Raw genomic sequence first — 15,352 nt, 5'->3', positions numbered from 1 at the left:
CGGCGTACTGTCGGTGAAGCAAGATGCAGCCTTGCATCTTATGGGAGGGGTGGAAATGGTCGACCGCAGTGTTCTCCGTACGGCCATCGTCCTGATCGTGGGTGCGCTGGCCGTCGTCTTCGACACCACGATCACCAGCATCGCGCTGCCGACGCTGGTCGATGAGCTGCACTCGTCGGTGCCCACGATCCAGTGGGTCAGCACCGGCTACCTGCTGTCCCTGGGCGTCGTCATCCCGCTGGTGGCCTGGGCCCAGGCCCGCGTTGGCGGCAAGCGGCTGTGGATGATCGCGCTGGCGATCTTCCTGGCCGGGTCGGTCCTGTGCAGTCTGGCCTGGGACGCGCCCAGCCTGATCGCCTTCCGGGTGGTGCAGGGCATCGGCGGCGGCATCATGCTGCCGCTGCTCTCGACGCTGATCATGCAGGCGGCGCGCGGCCGCGACCTGGGCCGCACGATGGCCGTGATCAGCCTGCCCACCGTCCTCGGCCCGATCCTCGGCCCGGTCGTCGGTGGCGCGATCCTGCACTCGCTCGACTGGCGCTGGCTGTTCTGGGTGAACGTCCCGTTCTGTGTGGCCGGCATCGTGCTCGCCGCCCGCATGCTGCCCGCCGATCCGCCCGCCGAACGTGTCCGCCTCGACCTTCCCGGGCTCGCGCTGATCGCGCCCGGCATGGTCGGTTTCCTGTACGGCCTGAGCAACGTCGGTCACCCCGGCGGTTTCGGCCGCGCCGACGTCCTCGTGCCCCTGATCGCCGGCCTCGCCTGCACCGGACTGTTCGCGTGGCGTTCGGCCCGAGCCGGCGGCTCCGCCCTGGTCGACGTCCGCCTGCTCCGCCTCCGCCCGGTCGCCTCGTCCTCGGTGACGCTGTTCCTGTCCGGCGCGTCCCTCTACGGCGCGATGCTGCTGTTGCCGCTGTACTTCCAGGAGGTACGCGGGGCCAGCGTGTTCACCGCCGGCCTGATGCTCGTGCCTCAGGGCGTCGGCTCGCTGCTCAGCCGCGGCCTGACCGGCCGGCTGATGGACTCGATCGGGCCACGCGTCCTCGTGGTCGCCGGGTTCATCCTGGTCGCGGTGGCGACAGTCCCGTTCGCGCTGGCCGACGCGCACACCAACCTGGTCTGGCTGCTGGCCGCCACGCTGGTCCGCGGCTTCGGCCTGAGCGTGGTGGTCGTACCGGTGATGGCGGTGGCGTTCGTCGGTCTGGAACGCACCGAGGTCCCGCACGCGAGCATCATCACCCGGATCGCCCAGCAGATCGGCGGCTCCTTCGGCACGGCCGTGCTCGCGGTCATCCTGGCCGTCACCCACTCGTTCGACCAGGCCTTCTGGTGGGCGGTCGGCTTCACGGCGCTGGCCGTGGCCCTGGCCTTCTGGTTGCCCGGCCGCCCAGCCGCGACGCCGGCCATGCCCGACTCCGAGGCCCCGACGCCGGCCGCCCCGGTCACCGCGGCGCCGGCGCTCGGGCGTCCGTCGTTGCGGTGACGGCATCCGGTTGGCCCGGCCACTATGGCGCCGGCGCTCGGGCGTCCGTCGTTGTAGTGACGGCATCCGGTTGGCCCGGTCACCGCGGCGCCGGGGCCGGGCGTCCGCGCCGCGGTGACGGCATCCGGCTCCCGGCGCCGGCGGTCGGGCGTCCGTTCTCCGCGCTGCGGTGACCGCATCCGGTCAACGCCTTTGACCTGCTTCGATGCCTGCCTAGGGTGGGAGCTTCGGCGGGAAGGTCCAAGGAGGACACAGTGACGCGTGTGAGCCCGATCGGTTACTGGCTCGGCTGCTATCGGAGGTACGCGACGTTCGACGGACGCGCCCGACGGGCCGAGTACTGGTGGTACACGTTGTTCAACGTGATCCTCTATGCCGTCGTGCTGACGCTCGGCTTCCTGCTCGACTATCTGACCGAGGGGCGGGGCGTCGCCCCGGGCGTGGTCATCTTCCTCTACCTGGCCGGCACGCTGCTGCCGACGCTGGCGGTCACCTGCCGGCGCCTGCACGACACCGGTAACAGTGGCTGGTGGCAGTTGCTCTCGATCATTCCGCTGGCCAGCATCGTGGTGTTCATCTTCGCCGTGCTGCCCGGTCACCCGGGCACCAACCGGTACGGCCCCGACCCTCGCGCCGCGTACTGACGCACTTCGGGGGTGTCGCGGTCTAGCGGAGGTAGTCATGGGTAACCTTACCCGCGACTAGGGTACGGGGTATGAGTAGTGTCCGACAGTTGCGCCTGTTCGGGATGCAGGAGCTCAGCACCCGGTTGCGGGTGAGCCGGCAGCGCGCCGACAAGATCAGCCGCCAGAAGGGGTTCCCGGAGCCGCTGGCCGAGCTCGAACGTGGCCGGGTCTGGGACGCGGACGATGTGGACAGCTGGATCGCCGCCAACCGCGGCCCCGCCCCCGACGAACTCTGACCCCGTCCCGACCCACCACCCAACACCGAGTGGTAGCCCCGGGCGTTTCCGTGGCGGCGAAGCCGTCCGGGGCTACCACTGCAACACCGGGTGGTAGCGCCGCCCAGGCCTACCACTGCAACACCGGGTGGTAGGCCCCGGGGGCTGCCGCTGGGAGGGCTAGTGGTGGGCCGGGGCGGTTTCGAGGGCGGGCTCGGTCGTGGTCGCACGGTGACGGACGACGGCCAGCACCAGGACGCCGGCGATCAGGGCGACCGCCGCCGCCACGGTCAGGGTCGCGTCGAGCCCGTCGGCGAACGCCGCCGGCCGCCCGTGCCCGTCGCTGACCCGGTCGGCGAAGATCGTGCCGAACACCGCCACCCCGAGCGCGAAACCGAGCTGGCGGAACGTGTTCAGCGCCCCGCCGGCCATGCCGCTGCGCTCGCGCGGCACCTCGGCCAGCACCGCCGACGACAGCGACGGCAGCACCGCGCCGACCCCGATCCCGGCGACGATCAGCCCGGCGATCAGGTCCTTTCCGGTGCTGGCGGCGCCCAGGCCGGCCTGCATCAGGTCACCGGCGGCGATCAGCAGCAGGCCGAGGCCGACCGTCCAGCGCGGGGCGATCCGTTGCAGGGGGCGCCCGGCCGCCGCGCCGACCACCAGCGCGGCGGCGGCCATCGGCAGGGCGCCGTAGAGGCCGGCGTCGACGGGGCCGTTGCCGAGCACCTGCTGCAGCCAGACCGTGGTGAACGGCAGGTAGCTGAAGGCGGCGGCCTGGGTGAGGAAGGCGGCGGCGATCAGCGCGGCGAACGGTGCCCGGCGGAACAGGTTCAGGTCGAGCATCGGGTGGCTGGACCGGGCCTCGACGATCAGGAACACGACCAGGGCGAGCGCGCCGGCGATCAGGGGGATGGCGCGGTCGCCGGAGTGGATCAGGCCGTAGGTGAGGGCGCCGGCCGCCACCGTGAAGCTGACCGTGCCGGGCAGGTCGGGGCGGCCGGCCCGCCGCGCCTTGGATTCGGCCACGCCGCGGATGGTGAACCAGGCCGCGGCCAGGCACACCGGCAGGTTGACGAGGAAGATCCACCGCCAGCCGAGGTGTTCGGTGAGCAGGCCGCCGGCGAGTGGCCCGGCCGCGGCGGCGGCACCGTTGACCGCACCCCAGACGCCGAACGCGACGCCGCGGTCGTGGCCGTGGTAAGTGAGGTTGAGCAGGGCGGCCGTGGTGGCGAACATGGCCGCCCCGCCGACGCCCTGCAGCACCCGGGCGGCGATCAGGGCCTGCTCGTTGGGGGCGACCGCGCACAGCAGCGAGGCGATCGCGAAGACGCCGATGCCGGCCAGGTAGGCGCGGCGGCGGCCGTACCGGTCGGCCAGCGATCCGGCGCCGAGCAGCAGGGCGGCGAGGGCCAGCGCGTACCCGTCGAGCACCCATTGCAGGTCGGCGTAGCCGGCGCCGAACTTGCCGGCGATGGCCGGCAGCGCCACGACCACGATGGTGACGTCGACCAGCAGCAGGAAGGTGCCGAGGCACACGGCGATCAGGGTTGACCATTTACGCATGCACAGCAGGATGCGGCCTGTCGTGCGGACGCTCATAACAAGATCGCGATATCTGGCGGATATCGACTCGGGCTAGGCTGCTTCGGTGGAAATCGATGAGCTGGACCGGCGGGTGACGCACGCGCTGCGGATCAACGGCCGGGCCGGGTTCCGCGAGATCGGGGCGGTGCTCGGGGTCTCCGACCAGACCGTGGCCCGGCGTTATCGACGGTTGCGCGACGAGGCGGGGCTGCGGGTGGTCGGTGTGCCCAACCCTGTCGAGCTGGGGTACGAAACCTGGGTGCTCCGCCTGCGCGCGGCCCCGGACACGGCCCGGCAGATCGCCGGCGCCCTGGCCCGGCGCCCGGATACCAGCTGGGTGTCGATCACCTCCGGCGGCACCGAGATCTCCTGCAACGTACGCGTGCCGGCCACCGCCGACCGTGAGGCGCTGCTGCTGCAGAAGCTGCCGCGGACTCCCCGCCTGGTCTCGATCAATGCGCACTGCGTGATCCACCACTACGTCGGCGGTGTGGTCGGCCCGGACCGCCGCGACAATGCGCTCACCGCCGGCGAGATCGCCGCCCTCGCCCCGGGTCGCGCGGCCGGCCCGGGCGCCGCCGCGCACCTCACCGACTCCGACGCGCCGCTGCTCGACGCCCTGTCCCGGGACGGCCGGCTCAGCTACACCGACCTGGCCGCGGCGACCGGCTGGCCCGAGTCGACGGTGCGCCGGCGCGTGCAGGACCTGTTCGGCTCGGGATCGCTCTACACCGACGTGGAGATCGACTCCGAGCTGTACGGCTACCGCGCGATGGTGCTGCTGTGGCTGTCGGTCGCACCGTCCCGGGTCGCCACGGTCGGCGCCGCGCTGGCCGGGCACGAGGAGGTCGTCTTCGCGGCGGCCACCACCGGCCCGACCAACGTGCAGGTGACCACCGCGTGCGCCGACATGCCGACCTTCTATCGCTATGCGACCGAGCGGCTCGGTTCCCTCGACGGCGTGCAGCGCATCGAGTCCGCGCCGGTGCTCAGGCACGTGAAGCAACTGGGCCCGGTTCACTGAGCCGGGACGACGTTCACCGCCACGCGGGGCCGTCCGGGAAGGTGTACTCGGCGATCGACTCCGCCTTCATGGTGGCGCTGTAGCCGGGCTTCACCGGCAGCAGGTACCGGCCTCCGCGCGTACGCACCGGATCGGTGAAGTGCTCGTGGAGGTGATCGACGTACTCGACCATGCGCCCGTCCAGCGAGCGGCCGACGCGCAGATAGTCGAAGGCGAACAGGTGCTGGACCAGCTCGCACAGGCCGACGCCACCCGCGTGCGGGCACACCGGCACCCCGAACTTGGCCGCCAGCAACAGCTCGGCCAACACCTCGGGCACCCCGCCGACCCGGCACGCGTCGACCTGCATCACGCCGATGGCCTCGGCCTGCAACAGCTGCTTGAAGATCACCCGGTTGGCCGCCATCTCGCCGGTGGCCACCCGGATCGGCGCCACCGCCCGCTGGATCCGCGCGTGTCCGAGCACGTCGTCGGGGTGCGTCGGCTCCTCGATCCAGTACGGGTCGAAATCGGCCAGCCGGGCCATGTTGGCGATCGCCTCGTCGACGTTCCAGACCTGGTTGGCGTCCATCATCAGCAGCGCGCCGGGGCCGATCTCGGCGCGGATCAGCCCGGCCCGGCGTACGTCGTCCTCGATGTCGCCGCCGACCTTCATCTTCATCGCCCGCCAGCCGTCGTCGTACGCGGCCCGGGCCAGCGCACGCACCTTCTCATCGGGGTAGCCGAGCCAACCCACGCTGGTGGTGTACGAGGGCAGCCCGTCGCGTTCCAGTTCGGCCAGCCGTTCGGCCATCCCGTCCCGGCCCTGGTCCAGGAGCGCGGCCGCCTCGTCCGGGGTCAGCGCGTCGGCGATGTGCCGGAAGTCGATGCTCGCCACCAACTCGGCGGTCGGCAGTTCGGCCAGCAGCCGCCACAACGGCTGCCCGGCCTCCTTGGCGCGCAGGTCCCAGACCGCGTTGACCAGCGCCGCGGTGGCCAGGTGGATGACGCCCTTCTCGGGGCCGAGCCAGCGCAGCTGCGGGTCGGCGGTCAGCGACCGGAGGAAGTCCGGCCCGGTCAGCTCGCTCAGATCAAAACCGGTCACGTGGTACGCCAGAGCCCGGATCGCCGCGCACACCACCTCGTTGCCGCGCCCGTTGGTGAAGGTGAACCCGGCGCCGACGTGCGGGCCGTCGGTGTGCAGTTCGACGTACGCGGCCGAGTAGTCGCCCCGGTTGATCGCGTCGGAGCCGTCACCGGCCGCCGCGGTCGGGAAGCGGACGTCGTGCACGGTGACGGACTTGATGCGGGTCATGCGTCGGCTCCCTGGATGCTTCGGCGGATGGGTTCGGCCCTTGTCGATGGCGTGTTGCTGAGGTCGAGCAGATCGGCCACGCGGACGGGGAAACAGCAAACCTTTGCAGCGACGCTAGGGTCTGACCGGCCGGCGCTGCAACCGCTTGCCTAAAATGGGGCCTTCGAAGGGGGTGGGCGGGTGCCGGCCACGATCCGGGATGTCGCGCGGGCCTCCGGCGTGCACATCTCCACGGTGTCACGCACCTTCTCCGCCCCGCACCTGGTCAACGCGGCCACCCGCAGCCGGGTCCAGGCCTGCGCCGAACAGCTCGGCTACCGGCCCAACCGGGCCGCTCGGGCGCTGATCACCGGGCGTACCTTCAACATCGGGCTGATCGTGGCCGACATCGCCAACCCGTTCTTCCCGCCGCTGATCAAGGCGGCCGAGAGCCAGGCCCGGCGGCACGACCACCACATCTTCGTGGCCGACACCAATGAGGACCCGCTGGTCGAGGAAGACCTGGTCCGCGCGCTGGCCAAGCAGGTCGACGGCGTGCTGCTGTGCGGCCCGCGGCTCAGCGACCGGCTGATCGAGCAGCTCAGCCGCGAGGTGCCGCTGGTCGTGGTCAACCGGCGCATCGCCGGCCTGCCCGCCGTGGTGATGGATGTGGCCCAGGGCGCCCGGCTCGCCCTCGATCACCTCGCCGGTCTCGGGCATCGCCGGATCGCGCTGGTCACCGGCCCGCGCGGGTCGTGGACGAGCCAGGAGATCCGGCGTGCGGCCCGGTCGGCGGCGCGGTCCGGCCGGTTCGAGCTCGTCGTGATCGGGCCCAACCAGCCGACCGACGACGGCGGCCGGGCCGTCGCCGAGCAGGTCCAGCGGGCCGGGGTGACCGCCGTGCTGGCCTACAACGACCTGATGGCGGTCGGCCTGATGGACGGACTGGACGCCCTGGGCCTGCGGGTGCCCGGGGACGTGAGCGTGGCCGGTATCGACGACATCGCGCTGAGCCGGCTGACCCGTCCCCGGCTGACCACGGTGGCCACACCGACCGCGGCCGCGGGCCGGGCCGCCGTCGACATGTTGCTGGCCCGGGCGACCGAGCTGGTCGCCCTGCCCACCGAGTTGATCGTCCGGGATTCGACCGGCCCCGCTACACCCCCGGGGCCGGAGGCATAACCGATGCCGGGCTGAACATCCTGGGATCTCTGGGGCCGGTAAGTGACAGGTAAGTGACGCGCGGCCGAATGTTCAGTGCGGACCATGATCCCCACTTTCGGTGCCCCTGAGGCGGGCGTGACGATGCGGGGGTGACCGAGTCCATCATCCTGGCCCTGGTCGTCGTCACCGCTCTCGGTTTCGACTTCACCAACGGCTTCCACGACACCGCGAATGCGATGGCCACGTCCATCGCCACGAAGGCGCTGCGGCCAAAGACGGCAGTGGCACTGTCCGGCATCCTCAACCTCGTAGGCGCCTTCCTCTCCGTCGAGGTGGCGTTGACCGTGACGAACGCGGTCGTCAAGATCCAGGACAAGTCGGGCGCGCCGAAGGCGGAGCTGCTCGGCAACGGTGGATTCGACCTGCTCCTGATCGTGCTGGCCGGCCTGGTCGGCGGCATCGTCTGGAACCTGTTGACCTGGCTGCTGGGCCTGCCCTCGAGTTCGTCGCACGCGTTGTTCGGCGGACTGATCGGCGCCACCATCGCCGGTCTCGGCTGGGCCGGCGTCAACTGGAACGGCGACGGCTCGAAGCTCGACGGCGTCGTCGGCAAGGTGCTGCTGCCGGCCGTGATGTCGCCGGTGATCGCGTGCATCGTGGCCGCCGTCGGCACCTGGCTGGTCTACAAGGCGGTCAGCGGGGTGGCCGCGCGGTTCACCGACAACGGCTTCCGCTGGGGTCAGATCGGCAGCGCCTCGCTGGTTTCGCTGGCCCACGGCACCAACGACGCGCAGAAGACGATGGGCGTCATCACCCTCGCGCTGATCGCCTCGGGCGACTGGACCGACACCCACGCGGTGCCGTTCTGGGTCAAGGCCGCCTGTGCGCTGGCCATCGCGGCCGGCACCTACCTCGGCGGCTGGCGGATCATCCGTACGCTGGGCAAGGGCCTGGTCGAGATCGCGCCGCCGCAGGGCATGGCGGCCGAGGCCTCCTCGGCCGCGGTCATCCTGGCCTCCAGCCACCTCGGCTTCGCGCTGTCGACCACGCACGTGGCCACCGGCTCGATCCTCGGCAGCGGCGTCGGCAAGCCCGGTGCCCAGGTCCGCTGGAAGGTCGCCGGCCGCATGGTCGCGGCCTGGCTGATCACCCTGCCCGCGGCCGCGATCGTCGGTGGCGTCATGTGGTGGATCGGTCACCTGATCGGCGGCCTGGCCGGCGCCCTGGTCGTCTTCATCGTGCTGCTCGCCCTGGCCACCTTCATGTTCCTGCGGTCGCGCCAGAAGCCGATCGACCACAACAACGTCAACGACGAGTGGGACGAACAGTCCGCGGACACCCGCGAGCGCGTCCCCGAGGGAGTCTGAGCATGCACAACCTCGGCTTCGCCCTCGAGGGCGCCTGGAAGGTACTGGCCGCCGGCATCGTGCTCGGCGCCGGTCTGCCGCTGCTGTTCGCGCTCGGCATCCGTTCCCTGGCCTGGGGCGCGGGTGGCGCGGCGGAGGTGGACTCGTCGGCCCGGCCCAACCCGGCCGGCACCGTGATCGGCTGGGTCCTCTTCCTGATCGTGCTGGCCCTGGTCGTCCTCGGCATCCTGTTCATCGTGGTGTCGGGCTTCGGCAAGGCGCTCAGCTTCGAGCACATCTACCCGACCATCATCGACAAGTGACGCGGAGAACCAGGTGACCGAAATCCGCTCCAACTTCGTCGTCCGGGCCGTGGACTGGCTCCGCCAGGGCTACCCGACGGGCGTACCGAAGCAGGACTACGTGGTGCTGCTCGGCCTCCTGCAGCGCAAGCTGACCGAGGACGAGGTACGCAAGATCGCCCAGGATCTGGCCGACAACGCGATCCTCAACGACGAGCCGGTGACCGCCGACGACATCGAGCAGATGATCCGCGACTCGGTGCTCAAGCCGGCCAGTCCCGAGGACGTCGCGCGCGTCTCGGGCCGGCTTGCCGCCGGTGGCTGGCCGCTGGCCGACCCGCCGATGGACTAGACCGGCGAACCAGGCCGTGTTTCGCAGCCCCGGCTGGACTGCCGGACACGGCCTAACCCTCGAGTGAGGACTGGGCGGCGACCACGCGGTCGCCGCCCAGTTCGCGTGCGGGCACCGGGCGGGCATAATAGAAACCCTGGGCGCTGTGATAGCCCAGCTCGGCCAGGTAGGCGGCCTGCTCGGCGGTCTCCACGCCCTCGGCCACCGTGCTCAGGCCGAAGGCGTGCGCGAGCTGCAGCACCGCGCGGGCGATGGCGTCGTCCACGGTGCCCGGGATGAACGAGGCGCCGGGCACGAACGAGCGGTCCAGCTTCACCTCGTCGACCGGGCAGGCGTGCAGCAGGCTCAGCGACGAGGCGCCGGTGCCGAAGTCGTCCAGCGCGATGCGGACGCCGAGCTCGCGCAGGTCCTGCAGGTTCTGCCGGGTGGCGCCGCCGCCGACCGCCGCCGACTCGGTGATCTCCACGGTCAGGGCCTCGGCCGGCAGGTACGCCGCGGTCAGCGCCTCGGCCACGGTGAGCGCCAGTCCGGGCTCCTGCAGCTGGTGGGCCGAGACGTTCACGGACACCGTCGACGGTGCGCCGGGCCTGGACCGCCACGCGGCCGCCTGCCGGCACGCCTCGGCGATCACCCAGGCGCCCAGCGGCACGATCAGTTTCGACTGCTCGGCGTCGTCGATGAACTCGGCCGGCCCGAGCAGCCCGCGCGACGGGTGGTTCCAGCGGATCAGCGCCTCGGCGCCGACGATCTCGCCGCCCGGCAACGCGACCTGCGGCTGGTAGAAGAGCTCGAACTCGTCGTTGTCGAGCGCGGCGCGCAGGGCGGCGGCCCGGCGGGCCCGTTCGGCCGCCCGGGACTCCATGCCGTCCGTGTAGTGCTGGTGGCCGCCCTCGCCGCGATGCTTGGCCTCGTACATGGCCACGTCGGCCCGGCGCAGCAGCTCGCCCGCGTCGTCGCCGGCCCGGCCCGCGGCGACGCCGAAGCTGGCGCGTACCGAGAGAAGGCGTTCCTCGACCGCGACCGGGGCCAGCAGCGACTCGGCGATGCGCTGGAGCACCCGGTCGACGTGCTCCGCGCCGACGCCCTCGAAGAGGATCGCGAACTCGTCGCCGCCCAGCCGGGCCACCGTGTCCGAGGGGCGCACCCCGGCCCGCAGCCGCTCGGCCACCGCGGCCAGCAACGCGTCACCGGCGGCGTGGCCGAGGGTGTCGTTGACCGTCTTGAAGTCGTCCAGGTCGATCAGCACCACGCTGCAGGCCCGGTCGCCGTCCAGCCCGCGCAGGCAGGCGGTCACCCGGTCACCGAACAGCACCCGGTTGGCCAGCCCGGTCAGCGCGTCGTGCGAGGCCTCGTGACTGAGCCGCTCCTGGGCGTCGCGCAGGTCGACCAGGCCGGCGTCGAGCTGCCGGATCAGCCGGTCGTTGACCCGGAAGGTGTGCAGCTGCCGCAGCACGACCAGGCCGGTCAGGGCCACCGCGAACAGGGCCACGGCCAGCTTGTCGGCGTCGTCGGCGACGATCGTGTGGATCAGCAGGCCGTCGACCACGGCGATCGAGAGATAGGGCAGCAGACTGTACGTGCGCCGGCGTGGGGCCTCCTGCGGCATGGTCCGCGCGTCGGCGAGGTGCCGCCGGGCCGCCAGCGCGATCAGGCAGCCGGCCACCGGGATGACCGCGAGCAGCACGAACTGCCCGGCCGGGCCGCCCAGCGCGGTGCCCACGGCCGAACCGCCCCCGCCGATCAGGGAGGCGGCGCCGATCCGGCGGAGGGCGCACCGGGAAAGCGTACGGTCGCCGGTGAGCACGACCTTGACCGCGACGAACACGCTCATCGTGGTGACGCCGACGAACGCGACGATGGTGGCCAGGCCGGCCGCCGAGTGCCGGACGGCGTGCATGCTGTCCCAGCCGGCGATGTGCAGGAAGACCGTCGCGGCGGCGGTCGCGGTGATGGCGAAGTCGAGGGCCAGGGCCAGGCGGAAGCCGCGGCCGGCGCCGAAGGGGAGCCGGATCAGCGCCCAGGCCAGCATGATCGCGCCGAGCGCGTGGATCGCCTCGGCCCCGGCCGCCGCACCGGGCACACCGGCCCGGCCGGCCGGCCGGACCAGCAACGCGAGGCCGATCGCGGCGACGGCGCCGGCGACCGTACGCCAGTAGCGCCGGGCGGCCGGGCTCAGCGCGGCCGAGCCGGACACCCGCCGGATGATCGCGGCGCTGATCAGGTGGTTGGCCACCATCAGCAGGGTGCCGGCAACCGGCCAGATCTCGCGGCCGAGCAGGGCCAGCGCCGCGCACCAGGCCACCCCGAGCACGGTGACGGCGTACAGCGCGATGGTCGCGCGATCGCGCCGCCCCAGGGTCATGGCCGTCAGATCGGCGGCGTACGGGCCCGCCTGAGGGAAGCGACTCGCGGCGGCGCGTACGTCTGGTGCATGATGTCGCGTCGGCGATGAGAGGGATGATCGTGCTGCAGCCCGGAATGCGCCTCGATGGGCGTTACCGGCTCGACCGCCGGGTCGGTGCCGGTGGGATGGGTGAGGTCTGGCGGGCCACCGACGAGGTGCTCGGCCGGACCGTCGCGGTGAAGGCGATGTTGCCCGAGGTGGCCGGTCAGGCCGGCCTGGCCGCCCGGTTCGTGGTCGAGGCGCGGGCGATGGCCGGGGTCAGCCACCCCAACGTCGCCAACATCCACGACTACGGCCAGGACGCCGGCGTGACCTTCATGGTCATGGAGTTCGTCGACGGCGAGTCGCTGGCGCAGGCGGTGGCCCGGCACGGCCGGCTCGCGCCACCGGACGTGCTACGGATGATCGCCGAGGCGGCCGACGCGTTGCAGGCGGTGCACGACGCCGGCATCGTGCACCGCGACGTCAAGCCGGCCAACCTGCTGGTCCGGCCCAACGGTCAGGTGGTGCTGACCGACTTCGGCATCTCCCGGGCCGGCGACAGCACCGGGCTAACGGTCTCGGGGGCGGTGCTCGGCACGCCCACCTACCTCTCGCCCGAGCAGGTGCTGGGTCAACCGGCCACGCCCCTGAGCGACCTGTACGCGCTGGGCGTCGCGGCGTACGAGATGCTGTCCGGCCGCAAGCCGTTCGCCGGCGAGAACGCCTACGCGGTGGCGTTGGCTCGCGTTCAGGGCCCACCGCCGCCGCTCCCGGCCGACGTTCCGCCGGCCGTGGCCGCCGTGGTCGGCCGCCTGCTCGCCACCGATCCGGGCGACCGCTGGCCGTCGGCCTCGACGCTGGCCGAGGCGGCCCGTGCCGTCCTGGCCGGAGACCGGGTCCCGGTGCGACGGACCGGCCGCCGGTGGCCGGTGATCGTCTCGGCCGGCGTGGCCGTGGTCGCTCTTCTGGTCGCCGGCGGCGCGGTCCTGAGGCTGAACGGTGTCACCTACGGCGACGACGCCCCGCCGGTGGTGGACGCGGGCGGACCGCGCGTTCCCGAGCACTTCAAGAAGTGTGATCAGGGCTGGTGCCCGGCCGAGGAGATGTGCTGGGGCGGCCTGCTCGGGTTGAGCGGCCGGGCCGAGATGCCGCGGAAGGCGCAGTGCACCCAGGAGCACTACTGGGAGACGTTCGCCGCGATCGACCCGCCGCCGGGCGCGCTGGACGGCAATCAGACCGAGCTGATCGAGTCCGACGCCACGGTCCGGAAGGCCTGTTCGCGGGCGGCGATGCGGGCCCGGGCCAAGGACCGGGCCCAGGTCGAGGGCTGGGAGATCAGCGCCTGGCCGATGCAGTTCTCGGGCACCACCGACACCCTGATCCACTGCATCGCGAATTCCGGCCGGGGCGAGGTCAAAGCCTCCGTCTTCACGATCTCCTAGGGTGGGCCACATGGCTGTGTTCCTGGAGACCGAGCGGCTCCGTCTGCGTGAGTTCGAGGACCGCGACGTGACCGCGCTGGTCGAGCTGGACAGCGACCCCGAGGTGATGTTCCACCTCAACGGCGGGCGGGCGACCAGCGCGCAGGAGATCCGCGACGATGTCCTGCCGTACATGCTGTCCTGGTATTCGCGGCCGGGCCGCTTCGGCTACTGGGCGGTCGAGGAGAAGGCGGCCGGCCGGTTCGTCGGCTGGTTCCATCTGCGGCCGGGACGCCGGCGCGCGTCGCCGCCCGGCGCGGAGATCGGCTACCGGTTCCGGCGGGACGTCTGGGGCCGGGGGTACGCCACCGAGGGCACCCGGGCGCTGATCGACAAGGCCTTCGCCGACCTGGGTGTGGAGCGGGTCTTCGCCGAGACGATGGCCGTGCACACCGCGTCCCGCCGGGTGATGGAGAAGGCCGGTTTGCGTTACCTCCGCACCTTCCACGCCGAGTGGCCGGACAAGATTCCCGGCGACGAACTGGGCGACGTGGAGTACGCCCTGACCCGGGAACAGTGGACCAATGAACATGAAATTGAATCGCGTTTCACATGACTTCTGATACTGATGGACGCCCCGGCGTGACTGCGACGCTTTTCCGCGAAGCCGTCGCGAACGGGGGAGACCGTGTACCAATTCGCTTCCGTGGTCCGGTGGGGACGAGCCACCGCCGGCCCCGCCCCGGCGTTGACCGAATGCCCCTCGATCCCCTTACCCCTCCCGGTCGTCCCGGTCCGCGCCGCCTCGGCCGGTCTCGGCGAGGCCATACTCCTGCTCCTGCTCGACGGTTCCGCGATCGCCGCGATCGCGTACCTCACCGGCGTCATCGCACCCGCCGCGCTGATCCTGACGCTGGCCCTGGCCGGCCTCTACCGCTCCCGGCTGACCCGTTCCGTCCTCGATGACCTGCCCCGCATCGCCGTCGCCACCGCCGTGGTGGTGGCCGGCGGTGCCCTGCTGGCCGACCCGTCCGGCTGGGCGCCCCGGGCCCTGGTCGTGGTGCCGCCGGTCTGGGCCGCGGGCCTGTTCGCGTCGGTGGTGGCCGCCCGTACCCTCGCCTATCGCCTGATCCGACGGCACCGCCGGCGGCGACCCGGGCGCGCGGCGATCGTCGTCGGCGGCGGTGACTTCGCCGTCCGGGTGGCCGACGCGCTGCGCGAGGACCGCACGTACGGCATCGCCCCGGTCGGCTTCGTCGGCCCGCCCGCGCTGCACCAGCCGACCCTGCCGGTGCTCGCCCCGGCCGCCGACCTGGAACGCGCGGTCGCCCGGTACAAGCCGCTGCACCTGATCGTCGCCTTTCCCGCCATCCCCGACTCCGACCTGGTCCGCACGCTGCGCCGGTGCCGCCGCTACGGGGTGACAGTGCACGTGGTGCCGCGGCTGTTCGAACTGGCCGTCGGGGGTGGACGGACCGAGTTCGTCCGCGGCATCCCGCTCGCCCGGCTGCGCCCGGAACCGGCCCAGCTGCGGCGCTGGGTGCTCAAGCGGCTGATCGACGTGGCCGGCGCCCTGGCCGGCCTGGTGCTGCTGGCCCCGGTCTTCCTGCTCTGCGCGCTGGCCGTCAAGGTCGAGTCCCGGCGCAACGGTGTGCTGTTCAGACAGGAGCGGGTCGGCCGGGACGGCAAGCCCTTCACCATCCTGAAGTTCCGCTCGCTGACCCCCGCCGACGACCGCGAGTCGCAGGTCAAGTGGAACATCGACAACGACCTGCGGCTCGGCCGGGTGGGCCGGCTGCTGCGGTTCAGTTCGCTCGACGAGCTGCCCCAGCTGGTGAACGTGCTGCGCGGCGAGATGTCGCTGGTCGGCCCGCGACCGGAACGGCAATTCTTCGTCGACCAGTTCCAGCGCACCTACGCCGGATACGCCGACCGGCATCGCGTGCCGGCCGGGATCACCGGCTGGGCCCAGATCCACGGACTGCGCGGCGACACCTCGATCGAGGAGCGGGTCCGGTTCGACAACCACTACATCGAGCACTGGTCGCTGGGGCTCGACATCAAGATCATTCTGCGTACGGTCGGCTCGATGCTCAGCATCCACCGGGTCTGA

General features: G+C 72.0%; 14 protein-coding genes. 11 read left to right on the top strand and 3 right to left on the bottom strand.

Going from position 1 to position 15,352, the window contains the following annotated elements; translation table 11 throughout:
• Window positions 1–55: 55 nt before the first annotated feature.
• The 3 genes from ACGFIO_RS08135 (at window position 56) to ACGFIO_RS08125 (ending at window position 2,405) form a co-directional block, all read left to right on the top strand.
• Window positions 56–1,483 (top strand): MDR family MFS transporter, encoded by a 1,428-nt coding sequence (locus tag ACGFIO_RS08135; RefSeq protein ID WP_392823620.1) that lies wholly within the window; start codon window positions 56–58, stop codon window positions 1,481–1,483.
• 254 nt (window positions 1,484–1,737) lie between these two features.
• Window positions 1,738–2,127 carry a DUF805 domain-containing protein gene (locus ACGFIO_RS08130; protein WP_392823617.1) on the top strand — a complete coding sequence of 130 codons (390 nt, stop codon included), beginning with the start codon at window positions 1,738–1,740 and terminating at the stop codon, window positions 2,125–2,127.
• A gap of 71 nt (window positions 2,128–2,198) precedes the next feature.
• On the top strand, window positions 2,199–2,405 hold the full coding sequence (locus ACGFIO_RS08125; RefSeq protein WP_392823614.1) for a helix-turn-helix transcriptional regulator: 207 nt from the start codon (window positions 2,199–2,201) through the stop codon (window positions 2,403–2,405).
• Window positions 2,406–2,564: 159 nt separating this feature from the next.
• On the opposite strand, the gene ACGFIO_RS08120 is transcribed toward ACGFIO_RS08125, so the two are convergent.
• Entirely contained in the window at window positions 2,565–3,950 is a 1,386-nt protein-coding gene (locus ACGFIO_RS08120; RefSeq protein ID WP_392823612.1) for an MFS transporter, read from the bottom strand.
• 85 nt (window positions 3,951–4,035) lie between these two features.
• Between ACGFIO_RS08120 and ACGFIO_RS08115 the strand changes: the two genes are divergently transcribed.
• On the top strand, window positions 4,036–4,995 hold the full coding sequence (locus ACGFIO_RS08115; RefSeq protein ID WP_392823610.1) for an Lrp/AsnC family transcriptional regulator: 960 nt from the start codon (window positions 4,036–4,038) through the stop codon (window positions 4,993–4,995).
• A 13-nt stretch (window positions 4,996–5,008) separates the two neighbouring features.
• Here the strand turns inward: ACGFIO_RS08115 and ACGFIO_RS08110 are convergent, their stop codons facing one another.
• A complete protein-coding gene (locus ACGFIO_RS08110; protein WP_392823608.1) occupies window positions 5,009–6,289 on the bottom strand; it encodes an enolase C-terminal domain-like protein in 1,281 nt (426 codons plus the stop codon).
• A 180-nt stretch (window positions 6,290–6,469) separates the two neighbouring features.
• Between ACGFIO_RS08110 and ACGFIO_RS08105 the strand changes: the two genes are divergently transcribed.
• The 4 genes from ACGFIO_RS08105 (at window position 6,470) to ACGFIO_RS08090 (ending at window position 9,432) form a co-directional block, all read left to right on the top strand.
• Complete coding sequence (locus ACGFIO_RS08105) at window positions 6,470–7,450, top strand: LacI family DNA-binding transcriptional regulator (protein ID WP_392823605.1); 981 nt, start codon at window positions 6,470–6,472, stop codon at window positions 7,448–7,450.
• Window positions 7,451–7,581: 131 nt separating this feature from the next.
• Window positions 7,582–8,799, top strand: a complete 1,218-nt coding sequence (locus ACGFIO_RS08100; RefSeq protein WP_392823602.1) for an anion permease — start codon at window positions 7,582–7,584, stop codon at window positions 8,797–8,799.
• A gap of 2 nt (window positions 8,800–8,801) precedes the next feature.
• Window positions 8,802–9,101 carry a hypothetical protein gene (locus tag ACGFIO_RS08095; RefSeq protein WP_392823601.1) on the top strand — a complete coding sequence of 100 codons (300 nt, stop codon included), beginning with the start codon at window positions 8,802–8,804 and terminating at the stop codon, window positions 9,099–9,101.
• Between the two features lie 13 nt (window positions 9,102–9,114).
• The gene (locus ACGFIO_RS08090) at window positions 9,115–9,432 is read left to right on the top strand and encodes a DUF3349 domain-containing protein (protein ID WP_392823599.1); all 318 of its coding nucleotides are present in this window, start codon (window positions 9,115–9,117) and stop codon (window positions 9,430–9,432) included.
• Window positions 9,433–9,484: 52 nt separating this feature from the next.
• On the opposite strand, the gene ACGFIO_RS08085 is transcribed toward ACGFIO_RS08090, so the two are convergent.
• A complete protein-coding gene (locus tag ACGFIO_RS08085) occupies window positions 9,485–11,794 on the bottom strand; it encodes a putative bifunctional diguanylate cyclase/phosphodiesterase (RefSeq protein WP_392823597.1) in 2,310 nt (769 codons plus the stop codon).
• Between the two features lie 95 nt (window positions 11,795–11,889).
• Here ACGFIO_RS08085 and ACGFIO_RS08080 point away from each other — a divergent pair, with 95 nt between their 5' ends.
• The 3 genes from ACGFIO_RS08080 to ACGFIO_RS08070 all read left to right on the top strand — a co-directional run bounded on the left by ACGFIO_RS08080 (window position 11,890) and on the right by ACGFIO_RS08070 (window position 15,352).
• Window positions 11,890–13,260: a serine/threonine-protein kinase gene (locus tag ACGFIO_RS08080; protein ID WP_392823595.1), complete on the top strand. Its 1,371-nt coding sequence runs from the start codon at window positions 11,890–11,892 to the stop codon at window positions 13,258–13,260.
• A 10-nt stretch (window positions 13,261–13,270) separates the two neighbouring features.
• Window positions 13,271–13,855, top strand: a complete 585-nt coding sequence (locus ACGFIO_RS08075; protein WP_392823594.1) for a GNAT family N-acetyltransferase — start codon at window positions 13,271–13,273, stop codon at window positions 13,853–13,855.
• A 72-nt stretch (window positions 13,856–13,927) separates the two neighbouring features.
• On the top strand, window positions 13,928–15,352 hold the full coding sequence (locus tag ACGFIO_RS08070; RefSeq protein WP_392823592.1) for a sugar transferase: 1,425 nt from the start codon (window positions 13,928–13,930) through the stop codon (window positions 15,350–15,352).

The sequence above is a fragment of the Actinoplanes sp. NPDC049265 genome (assembly GCF_043197135.1).
In the GTDB taxonomy this organism is placed as follows: Bacteria; Actinomycetota; Actinomycetes; order Mycobacteriales; family Micromonosporaceae; genus Actinoplanes.
This window is presented reverse-complemented; position numbering and strand designations above follow the sequence as displayed.

Coding starts and splice junctions, on each gene's coding strand:
- ACGFIO_RS08135 (WP_392823620.1), top strand. CDS start 56: ATGGTCGACCGCAGTGTTCTCCGTACGGCCATCGTCCTGATCGTGGGT.
- ACGFIO_RS08125 (WP_392823614.1), top strand. CDS start 2,199: ATGAGTAGTGTCCGACAGTTGCGCCTGTTCGGGATGCAGGAGCTCAGC.
- ACGFIO_RS08120 (WP_392823612.1), bottom strand. CDS start 3,950: ATGCGTAAATGGTCAACCCTGATCGCCGTGTGCCTCGGCACCTTCCTG.
- ACGFIO_RS08110 (WP_392823608.1), bottom strand. CDS start 6,289: ATGACCCGCATCAAGTCCGTCACCGTGCACGACGTCCGCTTCCCGACC.
- ACGFIO_RS08095 (WP_392823601.1), top strand. CDS start 8,802: ATGCACAACCTCGGCTTCGCCCTCGAGGGCGCCTGGAAGGTACTGGCC.
- ACGFIO_RS08085 (WP_392823597.1), bottom strand. CDS start 11,794: ATGACCCTGGGGCGGCGCGATCGCGCGACCATCGCGCTGTACGCCGTC.
- ACGFIO_RS08080 (WP_392823595.1), top strand. CDS start 11,890: ATGATCGTGCTGCAGCCCGGAATGCGCCTCGATGGGCGTTACCGGCTC.
- ACGFIO_RS08075 (WP_392823594.1), top strand. CDS start 13,271: ATGGCTGTGTTCCTGGAGACCGAGCGGCTCCGTCTGCGTGAGTTCGAG.